Genomic DNA, 17,392 nt, shown 5'->3' on the forward strand with positions numbered 1-17,392 from the left:
GAGAAAGGTAAAATAGACTTTATGATCAATAATGGAGGGAGTGACTTCTTCTGGGCAAGATACTTGATGCAAAAGCACTAACAAGTGCCATGGACACAAGAGCAAAACACTATCAGGAACTCCGTGAACAAATGGTAGATTTAAAAAAGGCATTACAAGGTGTTGCCAACCTCGGTGATGATTTTACTGGGAAAGGTGCCGATAACATTAAAAGCTTTTATAAAGAGCTGTCTGGAAATGTAGACATGTTTATCAATTTCATTGATAAGCAAAAAGCCTTCCATGAAGGTGTTTCTGGAACACTTGATGATACGAGCTTTGGCGGCGATACCTTTGTAGAAGAACACTTTTTAGACAACGCAGTACATATGGGCATCAAGAATGCCAAAAGTATTGTAAAGGATCAAAAAAAGGCACTCAAAACGATTTTTCAAGACATTGATGACCTCATTTCCTTAGAGGTATTTGATAGCCAAAACTTTGACGAAAAAATAGAAGATGCAGAAGATGAACGAAAAAAGACTGTCAAAGATCTGAGAGAGCTTGATCAAAATTTAAAAGATGAATATGCTTTGTCAGAAACGGAGCAGCAAGCTACAATGGCATTGTACGCTGAAATGATGAATGCGACAAATGACGGAAAAGCGATTTCGCCTATGAATTTTGATAAGAAAGCGTATCAAAATAGCGAAATCTACAAGGCAAAAAGCGATATTGAAAAGCAAACTTCTGAATATCTGAAAATCAAAAAAGAACAAGAAGAAGCCCGCGAGATGGCAAAGGAACAAGAAGCCCTCGCCAACCGTCCTTGGTATGAAAAAGCGCTCGATTACGGTGGAAATATCGTCAATGAACTGACAGGTGTGAACGATGCAAAACGTGCCGCAACAGGCGTTGATCCAATCACAGGCGAGGAACTCACCGCAGGCCAGCGAGTCGCGGCAGGAGGCATGGCAGCAGCAGGCTACATCCCAATCGTCGGCTGGGCAGGCCGCATTTTCAAAGGCGGAAAAGCTGTCTATAAAACGACCCAAGCCACATCAGCCGCGGTCAGGGCAGTCGACATTTACAAGACATCACAAAAATCCTTTGACGCCCTGAAAACATCTCAAAAAGGATTATATGGCCTAACCGCCACCAACGGCTTCAGCGAAGCAATCACAGGCCGCGATATGTTTGGAAATAAGATTTCGAAAGAACAGCAGGAAGCGAGTATGAATGCGGCGCTTGGAATGCTTTTGCCGTTTGGGGCGAAAGGGTTTCATGGGAGGATGGGGATTAAGAGTACGAGAGAACTTAAGCATCCAGTTTTAGATAATCCACGAGTAGGTAGTGCATTAAAAGATGATTTTTATCATAGCTTTAATGATATAATTGACAACTACGCAGTTCATTCTAAGAGATTTGATTTACCAAATAGAAAAGGCCATATGGATTCGTTGTATCAAATAGAGGGCTCGGTGGTTAAGTACGAAACGAAATATGTAAAAGTAAAGAACAACGCTCCTGAAATGTTACAGTCGAAAGAAATAAGGAATGGCGTGTTTGAATGGGTGGTAGATCCAACAACGAATACAGTAACCCATAGAACTTTTATACCTGGTGGCAAAGTGACAGGAAAAATAAATCAATGGGGGAAATAGAAAATTGTATAAAACGGATATAATCACGAAAAATGGTTTTGATTGTAACTGGTCTACACTGTTTGTTGGTAGACAGTTTAATTTAATTTCGGCATTAGAAGTAACAAACTATGCTGTTAAATACCTAGAAAACAACCCTAATACTAACAATGAATTAATCCTTGAATTAGCTTGGGAACAAGAAGAAGTTAAAGTAGATCATATACTTGAAAGCTTAATCTCTGACAAATCATCGGAAGACATGAAGAGGGAGTATCATAAGTGGCTATATAGCACTATGAAAGAGGTTTATACTAATTCAACTGATGAAAACATATTCGAAGAAATTGAAAATATTTTTTCAATCTTTAATACGCCCGAAAATATGTATGATTTTTTTAGAAAAGTTTCAGATGCATTTTATTACCCCAAAGGTTCACAAAATACAATTAAAGAACTTGTAGAAGAGTTTTTAGAGACTGAAAAGGAATTGATTTTTAAATAACTAGAGAGTTTAAATAGAACGATGGGCTAATGGTCCATCGTTTTCTTTCATTCATTGTCGGTAAAAATTGCTATGATAAAAAATTAAAGTAGATTTGTTAGATCTCGAAAGCAATTGAGGAGAAAACAATGAGTGACCATAAAATAAGCATCCTGTCTGAGAAGTTTGAAAATGAAAATACTGGTGAACTCGTAGAAGGAATTAAGATTATGATAGATGGTAAATTAAAAAGTATGCTAAAAAATACAACAAACCTGAATGAAACAGTCATCTTGATTTTTTTACCTGCATAAGCCATTCCATTCCAGTCATATCAGAAATTAATATGTTAAAATAAACCAATAAAAATAAAAAAGGAGTTAAAACCATGCTATGGATTTTCGCACAAAACCAGCAAAGTTTCGTTCATGTCCACGAAGTCTCAGTAACCGACAAAAAGATTGAAGGAATGATCGCAGGAGGCGATACTTGGGTAAAGACTCTCGGCAAGTATGACTCAAATGATCGAGCGTCAGAGATCCTACAAGACATTGTGAAAACAATTGAATCCAATCAAGATGCCACCGTGACTTACAGAATGCCAAATCAATAAAAAAGAAACCACCTTTCCATTGAAAAAGGTGGTTTTTGTTTATGATGGTGTTTTTGTAAAGGCTAAAAATAAAGGGATGCTTGTGCCGACAAGGGTTGTGGCAAATAGGAATATACCGCAAATGAATAGAAAATGGCTGGCTGAAAAGACAAGTGCCAGAATGAGAAAAACGATGCTGAGTCCTGCCATGCTATATGATGGGACAAAGCGGCGTTTGTAGGTGGCTTTCTTTGTTAAGAATGAGAAGAAAATGCCAAATAATAAAGGGACGATCCATAAGTAAAATAAAATAATAAGAGACATACTTCATACCTCGATTTTTCCTTCTATTTTATCAGATGCTGATCGCAACGGATACCACAAAGCTTCACTTTGTAAAATAATTCATGCAATCGACACAATTAAGTGGGTTGATTCATAGAATGCGTTTTTTCTTTCATATATTCAGGCTGCAAGAGCGCGTATACACAATGATCCGTAAAGCGGTCGCCCAGCCATTCACATTGTCTCAAAATGCCTTCAAGCGAAAAGGATAACCGCTCTGCGATGCGTCTGCTCTTCTGGTTATCGACAGCAGCCCTGATTTCAATGCGGTGCAGTCCACATTCTTCAAATAAATATTGAATGACTGCTTTGCATGCTTTTGTCATGATGCCTTTTCCTTGATAGCCTTCTCCGAGCCAATAGCCAATTGAAACAGTCCTGTTGATCCAATGAATTTGGTGGGTGCCAATGATCCCGACAAGCTCTCCATGTGACCAGATGCCTGCTTGAAAACCGTTGTTCTGCAAGGCTTGCTGCATTGCGCCTTGAATGAATGCCATGCTGTCTTCCTCTGTCTGTGTTGAATCCACCCAAAGCATCCATTCACGTAAATGCTCTCTTGACCGCTGGATGAGCAAATATAGACTTCTTGCGTCTCTTGGCTCAAGCAACCGCATGGATATCTCTTGATCTTGATAAAAAAACATGTGCCCACATCCTCTCAGGGGAATTTTACCATAACCATATGAAAAGAAAAAGACAGCACCACGACTGTCTTTTACATAAACGTATCTACAATTAAAAAGAGATTGAGTGCGACAACAAGAGCTGCTATCACCCAAGATATTCCTGTCACCCAGCGGGCATTCGTCAATTCGCCCATAATCCGTTTTTTACTTGTAAATAAAATGAGCGGAATTAAAGCAAAGGCAATACCAAATGATAAGACCACTTGGCTCATCACAAGTGCGGATGTCGGATTCACCCCAGATGCAATGATCACAATAGGGGGAATCATGGTAATCAGCCGGCGGACATACAGTGGAATGCGGTATTGAATAAAACCCTGCATAATGATATCGCCTGACAATGTACCGACAGAAGAGCTGGATAGTCCGGCTACAAGCAGGCCTACACCAAATAAGATAGCTGATACAGGACCTGCAAGTGTGCTAAAATGCTGGAACGCAACATCCAGATCTTCAACAAAGAGACCATTTTTATAAAATAGAGCGGCTGCCACAATCAACATACTGGCATTGATGGCTCCAGCAACTAACATCGCAATGAGGATATCGAAAAACTCAAAGCGAAAAATCTGTTTTTTCTCCTTTTCTGTTCTGCCGACGACTCTTCTTTGGGTTAATGCTGAATGTAAATAGATCGCGTGTGGCATCACAGTAGCACCTAAAATTCCAGCTGCAAGCAGTACACTATCTGTGCCATCAAATTTTGGAATGAAAAGCCCGCCTGCGACACTTGCCATATCTGGCTTGGCGACAAAGGTTTGCACAGCGAAAGCGATCACGACAACGAAGAGCATGCCTGTAATGCCAGCTTCTAATGCGCGATATCCCCGTCTTTGCAATTCTAAAATCGCAAATGATCCAATGGCTGCAATAATAGATGCTTCAAGCAAAGGAATCCGAAAGAGCAAGTATAAACCAAGTGCCGCTCCAATAAACTCAGCTAAATCTGTGGCAATAATGACGAGTTCGCCCTGAATCCATAAACCGATGGATACAGGTTTTGGAAACTCTTCACGTGCGATTTCAGGTAAGTTTTTACCTGTTGCTATTCCAAGCTTTGCGGACAAGGATTGGATGAGCAAAGCCATGAGATTTGATATGAGAATGACCCATAAGAGGAGGTATCCATATTTGGAGCCAGCGGCAATGTTGGTGGCAAAATTCCCAGGATCAATATATGCAATGGCAGCGATAAAAGCAGGGCCTAGAAAAGGAAGAAGCCTTCTAAATCCTTTGACCTTTCCTTCAAGTGCACGCTCAGCTGCCGCTGACATGTGTGCTTGTGCCTCGATGTATTTGTTTGTCATATGTCATCACCTAGATTCTACAAAGTTTTGCTTGGGCACAAAAAGTTTCCTTCATGCAATTTTTAATCATCATATGCCCATCTTCATGAAAAGTCAACTATCTGAACTAATAGGTTTGTTTATCATATGTAAGTGAAAAAAATAGATACCTTGTCAACGCGCCAACATAAAAAACACCGCCCCTTAGACGGTGTCCCTACTGCTTCCTCTGCTATTCGTTTTTTTAAGATACCCTTGATCCAACGCTGCGGAAGATCAGGCTTAAAATAATGACAAAGATTGCTGCTCCTAAGATCGCTGGAATGATCGCAAAGCCTGCCAGACTAGGACCCCACGTTCCAAGTAATCCATGACCAATCCAAGCGCCTACAAGTCCGGCAATCATTGAACCGATCCATCCTCCCGGTACACTGCCTCCAGCGAGTGCACTCCCAATGAGCCCGATGACAATCGCCACAACCAATGAAATTAGAAATCCTAACATGTTGATCACTCCTCTTTTGTTTGTTTATTAAGCAATAACCGTTTTGAAAAAGATTAAAACCTTTCGGAACCGCTTCAATGTTCTATACGTATGATGGACAAGGATTGTGTATAATAACAGACAAATACTTCAGCGGCATCTAAGGAGGCATATGACATGGAGGAAAGAGAATGGCTAAAAGCACAATTAAAGGAGATTGAAAAGTGGGAGAAAGACCAGCAAAAGGTATGGTTTTGGGAGAAACTCAGCCGTCTTCCATTTCAAATGCTGGACAAGCTGACGCCTGCTTTTATTCAGAAAAAAATCGGTGTACTGCTAGACGAAATGGGCCATTACATTCAATCCGGCGGTGCCTATTTGACATCGGAAAAAGGCATCATTCATCAATTTCAAAAGAAGTGTGCCGATGAATCCATTCAGCGCATAGAGGATATTGGAAAGGCCCCAATCGAAATGATGGATGCCATTAGTGAGCATATGGGGAAAAACAGAACAAATCTCGCGACAGTACAAGGAGCGACAACTGGTGTTGGCGGAATGTTTACACTAGCCGCTGATATTCCTGCGGTACTCGGTCTCTCTCTGAAAACATTACAGGATATTGCCGTCACCTATGGCTATGATCCTAAAAACAAAGAGGAGCGGGTCTTCATCATTAAATGCTTGCAGTTGAACTCTGCGGATGTCGTTGGAAAGAAATCGATTCTAAAAGAGCTGAAAAGCTATCATGCATCTGAAGGGAAGCATGAAAACATGATTTCCCAAATCCAAGGGTGGCGTGAGGTTGTCTATAATTACCGAGATTCGTTTGGCTGGAAGAAACTGTTTCAGCTTGTGCCCATCGCTGGGATTTTGTTTGGTGCCGTTTCGAACCGCTCACAATTAAAAGGAATTGCCGAAACAGGCATGATGCAATACCGAAAGCGAAGAATTTTAACAAGATTAGAAGAGCTCACCGAGCAAGAACAGAGTGAGTCCGGCGCATAAAAAAATCCCTTATCAAAGGGATTTTTTTATTTGCTCTCATCCTCTTCCTGAAAAGCATGAATAGGTGAGTGTTCATAACGTGCACGAAGTTCGCGGATCTGTTTGATGAGGGTGGAGCCAATCGTTTTTTCGGCTTCGTCATACAAAGGATCAAGGGCTTTCATCCATTTTTGTCTTTCAGCTGGCGTCAATTCATGAATGGCAATCGGCGATTCATGTTTAATGTCCTCCAGCTGATCTTTGTTCATCTGTTCTGCATGCTTTTCATTCCAAGCTGTTGTTTCTTCCATGGCTTCAAGTAAAATTCGTTTCGTTTCGGGTGTCTGGCGGTCAAAGAAGGATTGATCTGTTAAGACCACATAGCCTAAATACCCGTGATTGCTGATCGTCATATAGTCTTGTATATGATAGAATTTTTTTGAATAAATATTTGAAATGGTATTTTCTTCACCGTCTACTTTTTTGGTTTCTAATAGCTGAAATGTTGAATTAAATGATTCCTGATAGGGCTTTGCACCAAGAAGTTTAAATTGTTTCTCAATCATGTCGCTTTGCATTATGCGGAGAGACTGGTTTTTTAAATCAGCCGGCTGTTTGATGGGTCCTTTATTTGAGGTAATTTGCTTAAAGCCATTTGTCCAATAAGCCATTCCCTTTAATCCATCTTTTTGCAGCGTGCCAAACAACCTTTGTCCAATTGCACCGTGCAGGCCTTCTTGAACCGCGCTGTAATTTGAAAAAGCAAAGGGAAGATCAAGTGCCAGCCACTCAGGGGACAGCATGCCGAGCTTCGAGGTAGACGGAGCGATAAATTGAACTTGATTCTCTTTGAGTGCATTAATTTCTTCAATATCAGAATAAAGGCTCCCGTTGGAGAAAATTTGAATGCTGATCTTTCCATCCGATTTTTCGTGCACAAGCTCAGCAAATTTCTTTGCAGCAAGTCCTTTAGGTGTATTGTCTGCCACGACATGACTGAATTTGAACACAAGCTGGTCCTTCAGTCCGGTTTGTTCATCATCAAAGGTTGTCGCTGATTTTGGCATCATATGATAAAAGCCAAAGTATAAAGCGGTTACAAAACCGATCATGAGTAATAGCGTATAAGCGAGTAAATTCTTCATGCGTCAGATCCCCCTTATGTCAAGCATACTTGACAGAGGAAGAATTCGTAAAGATACAGGTGAAAAAATGATGAGAAATCGATTGAAATTACAACAATTATCTATTAGATGGAAGCTTACCATCCTCACATATTTCGTTGTCATTTTCGCCCTTTTAATCGGAGGGATTGTCCTTGTTGGGGGAATTCAGCAAACAGAGGAACGGGAGCTTCGAAAGAGACTCATGAACACGGCGAGAACTGTGGCAGAAATGAATGAGGTGAAGCAGGCGTTAGCTGATCAGACAAAGGAACGTGATCGATTACAGCATGCAATCGAAGAAATTCGGATTATTCAAGACGCTGACTATATTGTCGTGATGGATATGGATCATGTGAGATTAACGCATCCAGTAAAAACAAGGATTGGCCAGCGCTCAGAAGGAACAGATGAAGAGCCGGCTTTTGCAGAGCATATTTATTTCTCAGAAGCAGAGGGAGAGCTTGGAACAGCCATCAGAGCTTTTTATCCAGTGAAGGATGATCAATTTAATCAAACAGGGGTTGTGCTTGTAGGAAGAACCCTGCCAAGTATGGCAGATATATTAGGAGAAATGAAGCGAGATATCCTCATGATTCTCCTGCTGACGCTCAGCTTTGGGCTTGTAGGTTCATTTTTGCTCGCCCGCCATATTAAACAGCAAATGTTTAAGCTGGAGCCGCATGAGATTGTTAGAATGCTAGAGGAACGTACTGCAACCTTTCACTCTATTAATGAAGGGGTCATCGCCATTGATAATCAGCACATGATCACCATTTTTAATGAGAAGGCGAAGCAGATTTTTGGCGTGACAGGTGATGTCGTGGGCCAGAATATTTGGGGTGTGCTCTCTGATACACGACTTCCTGAGATCATCGATCGCGCAGAACCCGTCTACAATGAAGAAATTCATATGAGCGGAAAGCGGATCATGAGCAGCCGGATTCCGATTGTGATGAAAAAGAAGATCATCGGAGCGGTCGCCATTTTTCAGGACCGGACGGAAGCGGCAAAATTGGCGGAAGAGCTCACAGGGGTTAAAAACTTTGTGGACGGTTTGCGGGTGCAAAACCATGAACATATGAATAAGCTCCATACGATTGCCGGGCTGATTCAGCTTGGTAAAGCCGATCAGGCGCTCGATCTAGCCTTTCAAACGACAGAGGAGCAGGAACATGTGACGGACTTTCTTCATCGCGTCATTCAGCATGATGCGGTCGCAGGATTATTGATGAGTAAAATCAGAAGGGGCAAGGAGCTTGGCATCAAGGTCGAAGTAGATGAACATAGCAGTCTCCGTCATTTCCCTGAGCGGCTTGATCAGCATGATATGACAAAGCTGCTCGGAAATCTCATTGAGAACGCCTTTGCTTCGTATGATACTGTAGAAAGAGACACAAAAGTCATTTCCATTAGCATCGATCAAACGGAGGATGTCCTCGCGATTTTAATTGAAGACAATGGCTCCGGAATCGAAGAGGAACTAATTCCTTATCTTTTCGATAAAGGCTTCACACACGGCAAAGAGGGCGGAACAGGCTATGGCCTGTATATTGTAAAAACGATTATCGACAAAGGGATGGGAAATGTAGAAGTCACATCAAGCATCGGCATTGGTACCACCTTCTCAATCGAATTCCCAATGACCATAGAGGAGAGAGACAGATGACTCAGATTAAGGTGCTGTTAATTGAAGATGACCCGATGGTGCAAGAAGTGAATAAAGAATTCATTATGAGTGTTCCTGGCTTTCAAGTAGCAGCTGTCGCAGGAAATGGGGAGCAGGGCATCCAGTTGATTAAAGAGACTCGTCCAGATCTCGTGGTACTTGATGTGTATATGCCAAAAAAGGATGGCGTCAAAACGCTGCAAGACATCAGAAAACAGAAGATGCAGGTGGATGTGATTGTGATTTCAGCAGCGAAGGACAAAGAGACCATCGGCATCATGCTTCAAAATGGTGCGCGGGATTATATTATTAAACCATTCAAATTTGAACGAATGAAGGAATCTCTTGAAAGCTATAAGGCGTTTAAATCAAAAATTCGAACCGCTGCAGAATTTTCTCAGGAGATGCTCGATGATATCATACGAAAGCCTGTTGTTAAGCAGGAAGATACTTGGCTTCCTAAAGGGCTGAATGTGCATACGATGAACGAAATTAAAGCGTATATGGGCTTGCAGGAAGGCGCACAGTCTGCGGAGGAAGTTGCCAATGCACTTGGCATTGCCCGTGTCACGGCACGCCGGTATTTAGACTTCCTCGTAAAAGAAGGCGAGCTGAAATTAGATATGCAATATGGCGGGGTAGGACGGCCCGTGAATAAATATATCGTACATTCTGACTAAGAGACCAAAAAGACCAAAATGTACGATATGTCCATAAGCTTCACAGCCTTTGATGAAATCGCTATCATTTACCTACAGATAATAGTTAAGCGTTTACATCAAAGGGTGAGGGAGTTGATTTTTTATGAAAAGGCTTTTGAAAAACCTGACATTTCAGGTGATTGCAGCTGTTATCATCGGGATCATTGTCGGGATGGTGTGGCCAAACGTCGGAAAAGAAATGAAGCCGCTTGGTGATACCTTTATCAATGCCGTTAAAATGGTCATTGCACCAATTATTTTCTTAACCATTGTTCTTGGTATTGCCAAGATGGGGGATATGAAAAAGGTTGGAAAAGTTGGGGGAAAAGCATTTATTTATTTTGAAGTCGTCACGACACTTGCTCTGGTCATCGGTCTTTTTGTTGTGAATATCATGAAGCCAGGTGCAGGTCTTGACTATAGTAAGCTTGAAAAAGGGGATGTCTCACAGTATACCCAAAATGGCGGACAGGGCATCGACTGGATGGAATTTGTCACACACATCGTTCCATCTAACATGGTAGATGCTTTCGCAAAGGGTGATATTTTACAGGTCTTATTCTTCTCTATTTTATTCGGTGTTGCGCTCGCTGCACTTGGCGAGAAGGGGAAAGGCATCATCGAATGGCTTGATAAGCTTTCACTCGTTTTCTTTAAAATCATTGGATATATCATGCGTGCTGCGCCGCTCGGTGCATTTGGGGCAATGGCCTATACGATCGGACACTTTGGGCTAGCATCGATTAAACCGCTCGCGAGTCTGATGCTCTCCGTTTATATGACGATGTTCATATTCATCTTTGTTGTGCTGAACATCATTTGTAGAATGTATGGTTTTAGTCTGTTCAGTTATCTGCGATTCATCAAGGATGAAATTTTGATTGTTCTTGGCACAAGCTCTTCAGAATCTGTGCTGCCAAGAATGATGGATAAAATGGAACGCTACGGTTGCTCTAAGTCTGTTGTTGGTCTTGTTATTCCAACAGGCTATTCCTTTAATCTAGACGGAACTTCAATCTATTTATCGATGGCCGTCGTCTTCTTGGCGCAAGTGTTTGGTGTAGACCTGTCCATCGGTCAGCAGATCACGATTATCCTTGTTCTGATGCTGACATCAAAGGGAGCTGCTGGGGTGACAGGAAGCGGATTTATCGTGCTTGCCTCTACACTTGCAGCACTTCAGGTCATTCCGCTTGAAGGGCTTGCACTGCTGCTTGGGGTTGACCGGTTCATGAGTGAAGGAAGAGCGATTACAAACCTCATTGGTAATGGAATCGCAACAATTGTTGTCGCGAAGAGTGAAGGTGAATTTGACGAATCGAAGAGCAAAACAGCACTTCAGGAAATGCGGAATATGAAGCAGGCTGTTTAGTATAAAAACAACCAAAAACCGAAACCTTATGTTCTACATAGGTTCGGTTTTTTCTTGTGTAAAAAATAAAATCAATAAAATGACTACGAATCGTAAGACCTCGTTGACCTTTTATTATATAATTTACAGAAAGATCCGATATAATGTATATCAGATAAGATGAAAAATAGACTTTAGTCCTGGCAGGTGTGTAACGTAATGGCGGCATTTTTAAAATTGTTCGAAAAACCCGGTGTTAAGCGGTTTTTAGTATTTGTAGTATTAGCTACAGCATTATATCTATTAAGAGGAATGATGAATTTAATTCTTCTGACCTTCATTTTCACCTTTTTGATGAATCGGTTAGAAGAGGTCATTAGAGGCTTTTTAAATCGCTTCCTGAAAATAGGACAGAAATCGGTCATTACTATTTTGTATATTCTTCTGGCTGGTGGTTTGACATTTGGCGGTTTCGTTTTTGTACCAATCATCGCCAAACAGGTGGAGCAGCTATTCCATTTAGGAAAGAAAATCGCAGATCATCCACAAGATTTACCCTTCTTTGACGTCATCACGAACGTATTTGGTGATTTCAAAATATCAGCTTTCTTTGAGAAAGGGTTTAATTTCCTCTATACATACTTAACAGATTTCAGCACGTTCAGTATCCAGGTCATTATGTCCTTAATATTAAGCATGTTCTTCCTGTTCGAAAAGGAACGCCTCATTCAATTTATGAACAAGTTCAAAACGAGTAAAATCTCCGTGTTCTATCATGAAATTGCCTTCTTTGGACGTAAATTTTCCCGAACGTTTGGAAAAGTACTCGAAGCACAGTTTATTATTGCAACCGTTAATTGTGTGCTAACGACAATTGCGCTGGGCATTATGGGTTTCCCGCAGTTATTTGGCTTAGCGGTCATGGTCTTTTTGCTAGGCTTAATCCCAGTAGCGGGTGTGGTTATCTCTCTTATTCCACTCAGCATCATTGCGTATACACTTGGAGGCGGAATGTATGTCCTCTATATTGTGCTGGTGATCGTGATTATCCATGCCATTGAAGCTTATTTCTTAAATCCGAAGCTCATGTCAGCTAAAACAGAACTCCCTATTTTCTTCACGTTTATTGTGCTGATCTTCTCTGAACACTATATTGGCATTTGGGGACTTATTATCGGTATCCCAATCTTTGTGTTTATTTTAGATATTCTTGAGGTCACAAATAGGGAAGAAAGTAATTAAAAAGTTCATATGAACCTGTTTACAATTTTCTAAAAATAAGGTATAAATGGTATGAAAATATCATATTACCACACGCTTAATCCTTCTAAAGGAATGGGGGACCCAAGTTTTTGGGGTGAATTTTTCTTATCTGAGAAAAAAGGACATCTCTTCGTCCTAACCCGTCAGCTAACCTCATCAGCGTGAAGAGAGTAGACAGTGGTACACGTATGGACACGCAGGCCCACGAGAAGACTCTCTCGTGGGCTTTTTGACGAGGAAGGGGAGATTTTATTGAAGCTGGCGACGAAAATTATTATTGCCTTGTTTGTAGGTGCCATCACAGGATTGCTGCTTAACCTTTTTGCTCCAAATGTATTCAAAGTGTTAGATCCGTATTTATTTACACCTCTAGGTCAAATCTTCTTAAATCTGATTAAAATGCTGGTTGTGCCCATTGTATTCTTTTCGATCACGCTTGGTGTAGCAGGCCTTGGTGATCCGAAAAAGCTAGGCAGAATCGGCGCAAAAACCATTACTTACTTCCTGCTCACTACGACTTTTGCCATCATCATTGGCATTTCATTAGCTGTATTAATCAAGCCGGGAGCCTTCGGCAATTTTGATACAAAAGCTGCTGATTATTCCGCAGAGGAAGCCCCGTCAATGGCAGAAACACTACTCAACATTATTCCAACCAATCCAGTCCAATCGTTAGTTGAAGGAGATATGCTTCAAATTATCGTCTTCTGTGTATTTTTAGGTCTTGGCATCGCCATGCTCGGTAAAAAAACGGAAGGCTTGCTAAAGCTGTTTGAACAAGGAAATGAATTAATGATGTATCTTGTCGGTGTTGTGATGAAATTTGCTCCATACGGGACATTCGGTTTAATTGCAACCGCCATCGGCAGTCAGGGGCTGGATGCCATGAAAGCGATGGGACTTTACTTCTCGGTCGTGTTAATTGCGCTCATCCTGCATTTCTTCCTGACATATGGTTCAACCGTTGCGATCTTAGCTAAACGAAATCCGATGGAATTCTTTAAAGGATTTTCCCCGGCGATGGTTATTGCATTTAGTACATCAAGCAGTAACGCAGTGCTGCCTGTATCAATGGAAACAGCGCAAAAGCGTTTAAAGGTACCAGAGCCGATTTCAAGCTTTGTGCAGCCGCTTGGTGCAACCATCAATATGGATGGCACAGCCATTATGCAAGGTGTTGCGACCATTTTTATCGCTCAAGTATATGGGGTTGAACTGACGCTTGTTCAAATGCTGACGGTTGTGTTAACGGCTGTATTAGCAAGTGTCGGTACAGCAGGCGTGCCAGGGGTAGGGCTCATCATGCTGGCCATGGTTTTAAATTCCGTGAATCTTCCTGTTGAGGGAATAGCGCTGATCCTTGGCATAGACCGCTTATTAGATATGGCAAGGACCGTAGTGAATATTACAGGTGACGCAGCATGTGCGGTGATTGTTTCTGAAACCGAAAAGAAACATGAAAAAGAAGCGCCGACACCTAACTTATCACTGTAATAAGCAAGAAGGGCTGAGTGGATCAGCCCTTTTTTTCATGGATTGATTTGTCTAGCGTGATATACTTTTTACAGGATGAGCGGTCGTAACTGCCGCCATAGGCTTTACATCAGAAGGAGGAACCACTTTGCAGTCTGCTGTTTTAAAAGTAGAGAAAGTCGACAAACAAATTGGCCGGAAAATGATCTTGCAGGATATATCTATGGAAATTGGGCGGGGAGAAATTGTCGGATTACTTGGCCCCAACGGGTCTGGAAAAACAACCTTGATTCGATTGATCGTTGGCTTGATGAAAAAAAACAATGGCCGCATCATGATCAATGGATATTCACAAGATGAGGACTTTCTCCAGGCGATGTCATCTGTTGGTGCAATCATAGAAAACCCAGAATTTTATTCGTATTTAACAGGCTTTGAAAACCTTGAAATGTATGCAGCGATGCACGACGGGGTGACGGAGGAACGCATTCAGGAAGTAGTGGAAAGAGTTCGTCTGGAGGATGCCATTCATCAGAAGGTCAAGACGTATTCGCTAGGGATGAAACAAAGGCTTGGGATTGCACAAGCTATTTTGCATCGGCCGAACCTGCTCATTTTAGACGAACCGACAAATGGGCTAGACCCTGCAGGCATGAAGGAATTCCGGGAGCACTTGCAAATGCTCGTAAAGGAAGAAGGAACCTCCGTATTATTTGCGACGCATTTATTGCATGAGGTAGAGGAGCTATGTGACCGCATGATCATCATTCAAAAGGGACAGATCAAAGCTAGCACTCATCTCCTTGATATGGAAGGGAAAGAGCAGGTGCTGATGAATATTCAGCCAGTAGAAAAGGCGGTTTCATGGCTTGACGCACAGGAGTATACATATGAACGAGACGGAGCGCGTGTACTGCTTCAACTGGACAAAGAACGTGTGCCAGAGCTAAACAAACAGCTTGTGCTGGCGGGGTTTGATGTACTTGAAATGACGCCTCAAAAGCAATCAATTGAAGAGGCGTTTATGAAATGGACGGAAGGCGGGAAGACAGATGCTGAACCTCATCAAAAATGAGCATAAGAAAATTATGAGGAAAAAAATCACATTCATTGCTCTTGGGTTGATCGTTGTATTTCAACTAGCAATGGCTCTCACCTTGAAACGAGTCATATCAAGCTTTGGTGGACAAGACACAGTCGCAAACTATTTTGCTTATTCCACGAATGTCGTGTTTATTTTACAGGTGCTTGCTGTCGTTATTGGCGCGACCTTGATCTCAACAGAGTTTCAGAAAAGGACGATCAAGTTTTTATTGATCAGGCCAAAAACAAGACTGCACATTTTTCTGTCAAAATACATCACACTTCTGCTGACAGTCATTTATTTGTTTGTTTTTTATTATGTGTTAGCTTTTCTATTTGGTCTTATTTTCTTCGGTACTGATTTTGATGAAAGAACGGGGCAATTATTTCAGCATACGTTTGCCGTCATTGGATCTCAGTGGGTGGAAGTGGTCATGATGGCAAGCTTTGCTTTTATGTGTTCCAGTTTGTTTAGAAACAGTCTTGTTGCACTTGTGACCTCGTTTTTTGTTTTATATGCGGCGAAATCACTTGTACCGATCATGTCGCTCTTAGAAAATCAGTGGGGGAAAATCCTTCTTTTTGCGAATACGGACTTTACTCAGTACAGCTTTCAAGGACCGCCGCCTTTTCATGGGATGAGCCTTTTGTTTTCTCTATTTATAGTGGGGGCGCATTTTGTTTTCTTTGTTGGATCGGCTTGGATTCTTTTTTGGAAACGTGATGTAAATGTGTAAAAATTGTGTCAAATAACAAGAAAAATTCGTGACATCTTTGTGAAAACGAGTCTGTATTTCACGATAACCGGCCGATTTTGTCTTATAATAAGAAGGAGTCATGGAGGTGGCACTATCGTGAAAAATTTCATTACGGCTTTACCAATTTTGTTGCTGCTGTCGTTTTCGTTTGTGTCTTTTGCCTTCCAGTTTGATCATCTTGTTTATTTCAGACTAGCGCTGGGGATCTTTTCGTTAGCCGGTCTTTTCTTTCTGTATACACTTAAAAGAAACATGAAATGGTTCATGGTTTATTTATATGCGAGCTGGATCATTCTTGCTGCCGTTACAACATTTGAGGAACCAGTCTTTTCTCAATTTTTCTTCGGTGGGTTAACGATGACAATGGGTTATCTCACATATATGCTCATTTATTTAGGAATGAAGCAGGACCGTGTAGCGAAATCACATTAAAACAAAAGCCGATAAAATCGAATAACAGATTTTATCGGCTTTTTTATTTTATTGAAGCAGACAAAAGAGCAGCCAGTGATGACTGCTCCTCTTGTAGTTATGATTCACGCCCAGCAGCCGCAAGCTGCTTCTGGTGTTTTTTGTCGATGGTTTCGTATATACTTTCCATCATTTGAGGATCGCGCATGATCGCCTTTTTGTTCTCTTCAATCAATTGCTGATAGGTTTTGATCTTCTTCTTAGACATGTGACTCATCGCTCCTTTATTAGAATGGCCGTCTATAGGATTTCACATAGATGAAATTGATAATCATTTTCAATTAGCAACTCCATTATACAAAGACAAATGTCAGAAGTAAAGATTCAATTCAGAAAATTCACGTAACCGACATATTCCAAGCTGTATCGACGCTGCATTCTTTCCCAGGAAATAATTTTGTCATGACTTGTCGTAGGGGAAAACATCAATTTGAAACGTTTTGGCTGCGCAGCTCGTCTTAAGAAGAGATTGAAAAAGAAAAAAGACATCAGCAAAAGTTTGCTGATGTCCTTCAATTAAGAAACGTGCTCTTGAAGAAACTCTGTCACTTCTTCAGGCGATTTTGCGTTTGCACTGTGTAAATGACCTGTTTTTTCACCATTTTTGAAAATTAACAAGCTTGGAATACCCATTACCTGATACGTTTCCGCTAATTCAGGGAAATCATCTTTATTTATTTCAAACCATTCATGGTGAGCATAAGCTTCTAGGATGTCTGGAATGAACATGTCCATTCTTGTGCAGTCAGGACACCATGTTGCAAAGAATTTAACGATCACTTCTTTGTCTGATTGAATAATTTCATTGAATTGTTCAGTACTTGTGATTTTTTTCAATTTGTCACAACTCCTTTTCAATGTCATTTTAATATAAAATAAAGGCGAATGACATACAAATGCTCGGGAGGCGCTTACAACCTTTACAAATCATTTCAATTACGTAACAACAAAAATTAATTAGAGCATTTTTG

At 41.2% G+C, this 17,392-nt stretch carries 20 protein-coding genes and 1 riboswitch; of the genes, 13 read left to right on the forward strand and 7 right to left on the reverse strand.

All coding sequences use genetic code 11. The features are described from left to right. The first annotated feature begins 50 nt into the window (after positions 1 to 50). The 4 genes from OIT90_RS14890 to OIT90_RS14905 all read left to right on the forward strand — a co-directional run bounded on the left by OIT90_RS14890 (position 51) and on the right by OIT90_RS14905 (position 2,719). A complete protein-coding gene (locus tag OIT90_RS14890) occupies positions 51 to 1,643 on the forward strand; it encodes a ribonuclease YeeF family protein (protein ID WP_474892714.1) in 1,593 nt (530 codons plus the stop codon). Positions 1,644 to 1,647: 4 nt separating this feature from the next. After that, positions 1,648 to 2,127, forward strand: coding sequence for a DUF2247 family protein (locus OIT90_RS14895; RefSeq protein ID WP_474892690.1), 480 nt, complete (start codon positions 1,648 to 1,650; stop codon positions 2,125 to 2,127). A gap of 128 nt (positions 2,128 to 2,255) precedes the next feature. After that, a complete protein-coding gene (locus OIT90_RS14900; RefSeq protein ID WP_185847146.1) occupies positions 2,256 to 2,420 on the forward strand; it encodes a hypothetical protein in 165 nt (54 codons plus the stop codon). 74 nt (positions 2,421 to 2,494) lie between these two features. Further along, complete coding sequence (locus tag OIT90_RS14905) at positions 2,495 to 2,719, forward strand: hypothetical protein (protein WP_474892691.1); 225 nt, start codon at positions 2,495 to 2,497, stop codon at positions 2,717 to 2,719. Between the two features lie 39 nt (positions 2,720 to 2,758). Here the strand turns inward: OIT90_RS14905 and OIT90_RS14910 are convergent, their stop codons facing one another. From OIT90_RS14910 to OIT90_RS14925, 4 genes are all read right to left on the reverse strand, one after another. Beyond that, the gene (locus tag OIT90_RS14910) at positions 2,759 to 3,022 is read right to left on the reverse strand and encodes a hypothetical protein (RefSeq protein ID WP_039176677.1); all 264 of its coding nucleotides are present in this window, start codon (positions 3,020 to 3,022) and stop codon (positions 2,759 to 2,761) included. A gap of 98 nt (positions 3,023 to 3,120) precedes the next feature. Next, positions 3,121 to 3,690 (reverse strand): GNAT family N-acetyltransferase, encoded by a 570-nt coding sequence (locus OIT90_RS14915; protein WP_039176679.1) that lies wholly within the window; start codon positions 3,688 to 3,690, stop codon positions 3,121 to 3,123. Between the two features lie 71 nt (positions 3,691 to 3,761). Further along, positions 3,762 to 5,039 carry an Nramp family divalent metal transporter gene (locus OIT90_RS14920; RefSeq protein ID WP_039176681.1) on the reverse strand — a complete coding sequence of 426 codons (1,278 nt, stop codon included), beginning with the start codon at positions 5,037 to 5,039 and terminating at the stop codon, positions 3,762 to 3,764. Between the two features lie 223 nt (positions 5,040 to 5,262). Next, the gene (locus OIT90_RS14925) at positions 5,263 to 5,523 is read right to left on the reverse strand and encodes a GlsB/YeaQ/YmgE family stress response membrane protein (RefSeq protein WP_039176683.1); all 261 of its coding nucleotides are present in this window, start codon (positions 5,521 to 5,523) and stop codon (positions 5,263 to 5,265) included. Between the two features lie 156 nt (positions 5,524 to 5,679). On the opposite strand from OIT90_RS14925, the gene OIT90_RS14930 reads away from it, so the two are divergent. After that, positions 5,680 to 6,510: an EcsC family protein gene (locus OIT90_RS14930; RefSeq protein WP_041089179.1), complete on the forward strand. Its 831-nt coding sequence runs from the start codon at positions 5,680 to 5,682 to the stop codon at positions 6,508 to 6,510. Positions 6,511 to 6,536: 26 nt separating this feature from the next. On the opposite strand, the gene OIT90_RS14935 is transcribed toward OIT90_RS14930, so the two are convergent. Continuing rightward, entirely contained in the window at positions 6,537 to 7,634 is a 1,098-nt protein-coding gene (locus tag OIT90_RS14935) for a TRAP transporter substrate-binding protein (protein WP_058837369.1), read from the reverse strand. A 67-nt stretch (positions 7,635 to 7,701) separates the two neighbouring features. On the opposite strand from OIT90_RS14935, the gene OIT90_RS14940 reads away from it, so the two are divergent. The 8 genes from OIT90_RS14940 to OIT90_RS14975 all read left to right on the forward strand — a co-directional run bounded on the left by OIT90_RS14940 (position 7,702) and on the right by OIT90_RS14975 (position 16,382). Further along, positions 7,702 to 9,321, forward strand: a complete 1,620-nt coding sequence (locus OIT90_RS14940; protein ID WP_039182991.1) for an ATP-binding protein — start codon at positions 7,702 to 7,704, stop codon at positions 9,319 to 9,321. Further along, positions 9,318 to 10,001, forward strand: coding sequence for a response regulator (locus tag OIT90_RS14945; protein ID WP_260775320.1), 684 nt, complete (start codon positions 9,318 to 9,320; stop codon positions 9,999 to 10,001). Before OIT90_RS14940 ends, OIT90_RS14945 begins: the two co-directional genes overlap by 4 nt. 124 nt (positions 10,002 to 10,125) lie before the next feature. Beyond that, positions 10,126 to 11,394, forward strand: a complete 1,269-nt coding sequence (dctP, locus tag OIT90_RS14950; protein ID WP_039176689.1) for a C4-dicarboxylate transporter DctP — start codon at positions 10,126 to 10,128, stop codon at positions 11,392 to 11,394. Between the two features lie 198 nt (positions 11,395 to 11,592). Then, entirely contained in the window at positions 11,593 to 12,615 is a 1,023-nt protein-coding gene (locus OIT90_RS14955) for an AI-2E family transporter (RefSeq protein WP_039176691.1), read from the forward strand. A gap of 63 nt (positions 12,616 to 12,678) precedes the next feature. Beyond that, a riboswitch (cyclic di-AMP (ydaO/yuaA leader) is annotated at positions 12,679 to 12,812 on the forward strand. Between the two features lie 76 nt (positions 12,813 to 12,888). Next, the gene (locus OIT90_RS14960; protein WP_427369666.1) at positions 12,889 to 14,130 is read left to right on the forward strand and encodes a dicarboxylate/amino acid:cation symporter; all 1,242 of its coding nucleotides are present in this window, start codon (positions 12,889 to 12,891) and stop codon (positions 14,128 to 14,130) included. Between the two features lie 127 nt (positions 14,131 to 14,257). Beyond that, a complete protein-coding gene (locus OIT90_RS14965; protein WP_058837371.1) occupies positions 14,258 to 15,184 on the forward strand; it encodes an ABC transporter ATP-binding protein in 927 nt (308 codons plus the stop codon). Further along, positions 15,162 to 15,929, forward strand: a complete 768-nt coding sequence (locus OIT90_RS14970) for an ABC transporter permease (RefSeq protein WP_039176696.1) — start codon at positions 15,162 to 15,164, stop codon at positions 15,927 to 15,929. Before OIT90_RS14965 ends, OIT90_RS14970 begins: the two co-directional genes overlap by 23 nt. 117 nt (positions 15,930 to 16,046) lie before the next feature. Beyond that, positions 16,047 to 16,382: a hypothetical protein gene (locus OIT90_RS14975; RefSeq protein WP_008359528.1), complete on the forward strand. Its 336-nt coding sequence runs from the start codon at positions 16,047 to 16,049 to the stop codon at positions 16,380 to 16,382. Between the two features lie 97 nt (positions 16,383 to 16,479). On the opposite strand, the gene fbpB is transcribed toward OIT90_RS14975, so the two are convergent. Continuing rightward, on the reverse strand, positions 16,480 to 16,629 hold the full coding sequence (gene fbpB / locus OIT90_RS14980) for a Fur-regulated basic protein FbpB (RefSeq protein ID WP_065215285.1): 150 nt from the start codon (positions 16,627 to 16,629) through the stop codon (positions 16,480 to 16,482). A gap of 308 nt (positions 16,630 to 16,937) precedes the next feature. Continuing rightward, a complete protein-coding gene (locus OIT90_RS14985) occupies positions 16,938 to 17,258 on the reverse strand; it encodes a thioredoxin family protein (protein WP_012008983.1) in 321 nt (106 codons plus the stop codon). Positions 17,259 to 17,392 lie beyond the last annotated feature (134 nt).

It is taken from the genome of Bacillus sp. ABR, assembly GCF_056172715.1.

Bases quoted from the DNA above. Each gene is read 5' to 3' on its own strand.
- OIT90_RS14900 (WP_185847146.1), top strand. From the start codon at position 2,256: ATGAGTGACCATAAAATAAGCATCCTGTCTGAGAAGTTTGAAAATGAA.
- OIT90_RS14905 (WP_474892691.1), top strand. From the start codon at position 2,495: ATGCTATGGATTTTCGCACAAAACCAGCAAAGTTTCGTTCATGTCCAC.
- OIT90_RS14910 (WP_039176677.1), bottom strand. From the start codon at position 3,022: ATGTCTCTTATTATTTTATTTTACTTATGGATCGTCCCTTTATTATTT.
- OIT90_RS14915 (WP_039176679.1), bottom strand. From the start codon at position 3,690: ATGTTTTTTTATCAAGATCAAGAGATATCCATGCGGTTGCTTGAGCCA.
- OIT90_RS14920 (WP_039176681.1), bottom strand. From the start codon at position 5,039: ATGACAAACAAATACATCGAGGCACAAGCACACATGTCAGCGGCAGCT.
- OIT90_RS14925 (WP_039176683.1), bottom strand. From the start codon at position 5,523: ATGTTAGGATTTCTAATTTCATTGGTTGTGGCGATTGTCATCGGGCTC.
- OIT90_RS14930 (WP_041089179.1), top strand. From the start codon at position 5,680: ATGGAGGAAAGAGAATGGCTAAAAGCACAATTAAAGGAGATTGAAAAG.
- OIT90_RS14935 (WP_058837369.1), bottom strand. From the start codon at position 7,634: ATGAAGAATTTACTCGCTTATACGCTATTACTCATGATCGGTTTTGTA.
- OIT90_RS14940 (WP_039182991.1), top strand. From the start codon at position 7,702: ATGATGAGAAATCGATTGAAATTACAACAATTATCTATTAGATGGAAG.
- OIT90_RS14945 (WP_260775320.1), top strand. From the start codon at position 9,318: ATGACTCAGATTAAGGTGCTGTTAATTGAAGATGACCCGATGGTGCAA.
- dctP (WP_039176689.1), top strand. From the start codon at position 10,126: ATGAAAAGGCTTTTGAAAAACCTGACATTTCAGGTGATTGCAGCTGTT.
- OIT90_RS14955 (WP_039176691.1), top strand. From the start codon at position 11,593: ATGGCGGCATTTTTAAAATTGTTCGAAAAACCCGGTGTTAAGCGGTTT.
- OIT90_RS14970 (WP_039176696.1), top strand. From the start codon at position 15,162: ATGCTGAACCTCATCAAAAATGAGCATAAGAAAATTATGAGGAAAAAA.
- fbpB (WP_065215285.1), bottom strand. From the start codon at position 16,629: ATGTCTAAGAAGAAGATCAAAACCTATCAGCAATTGATTGAAGAGAAC.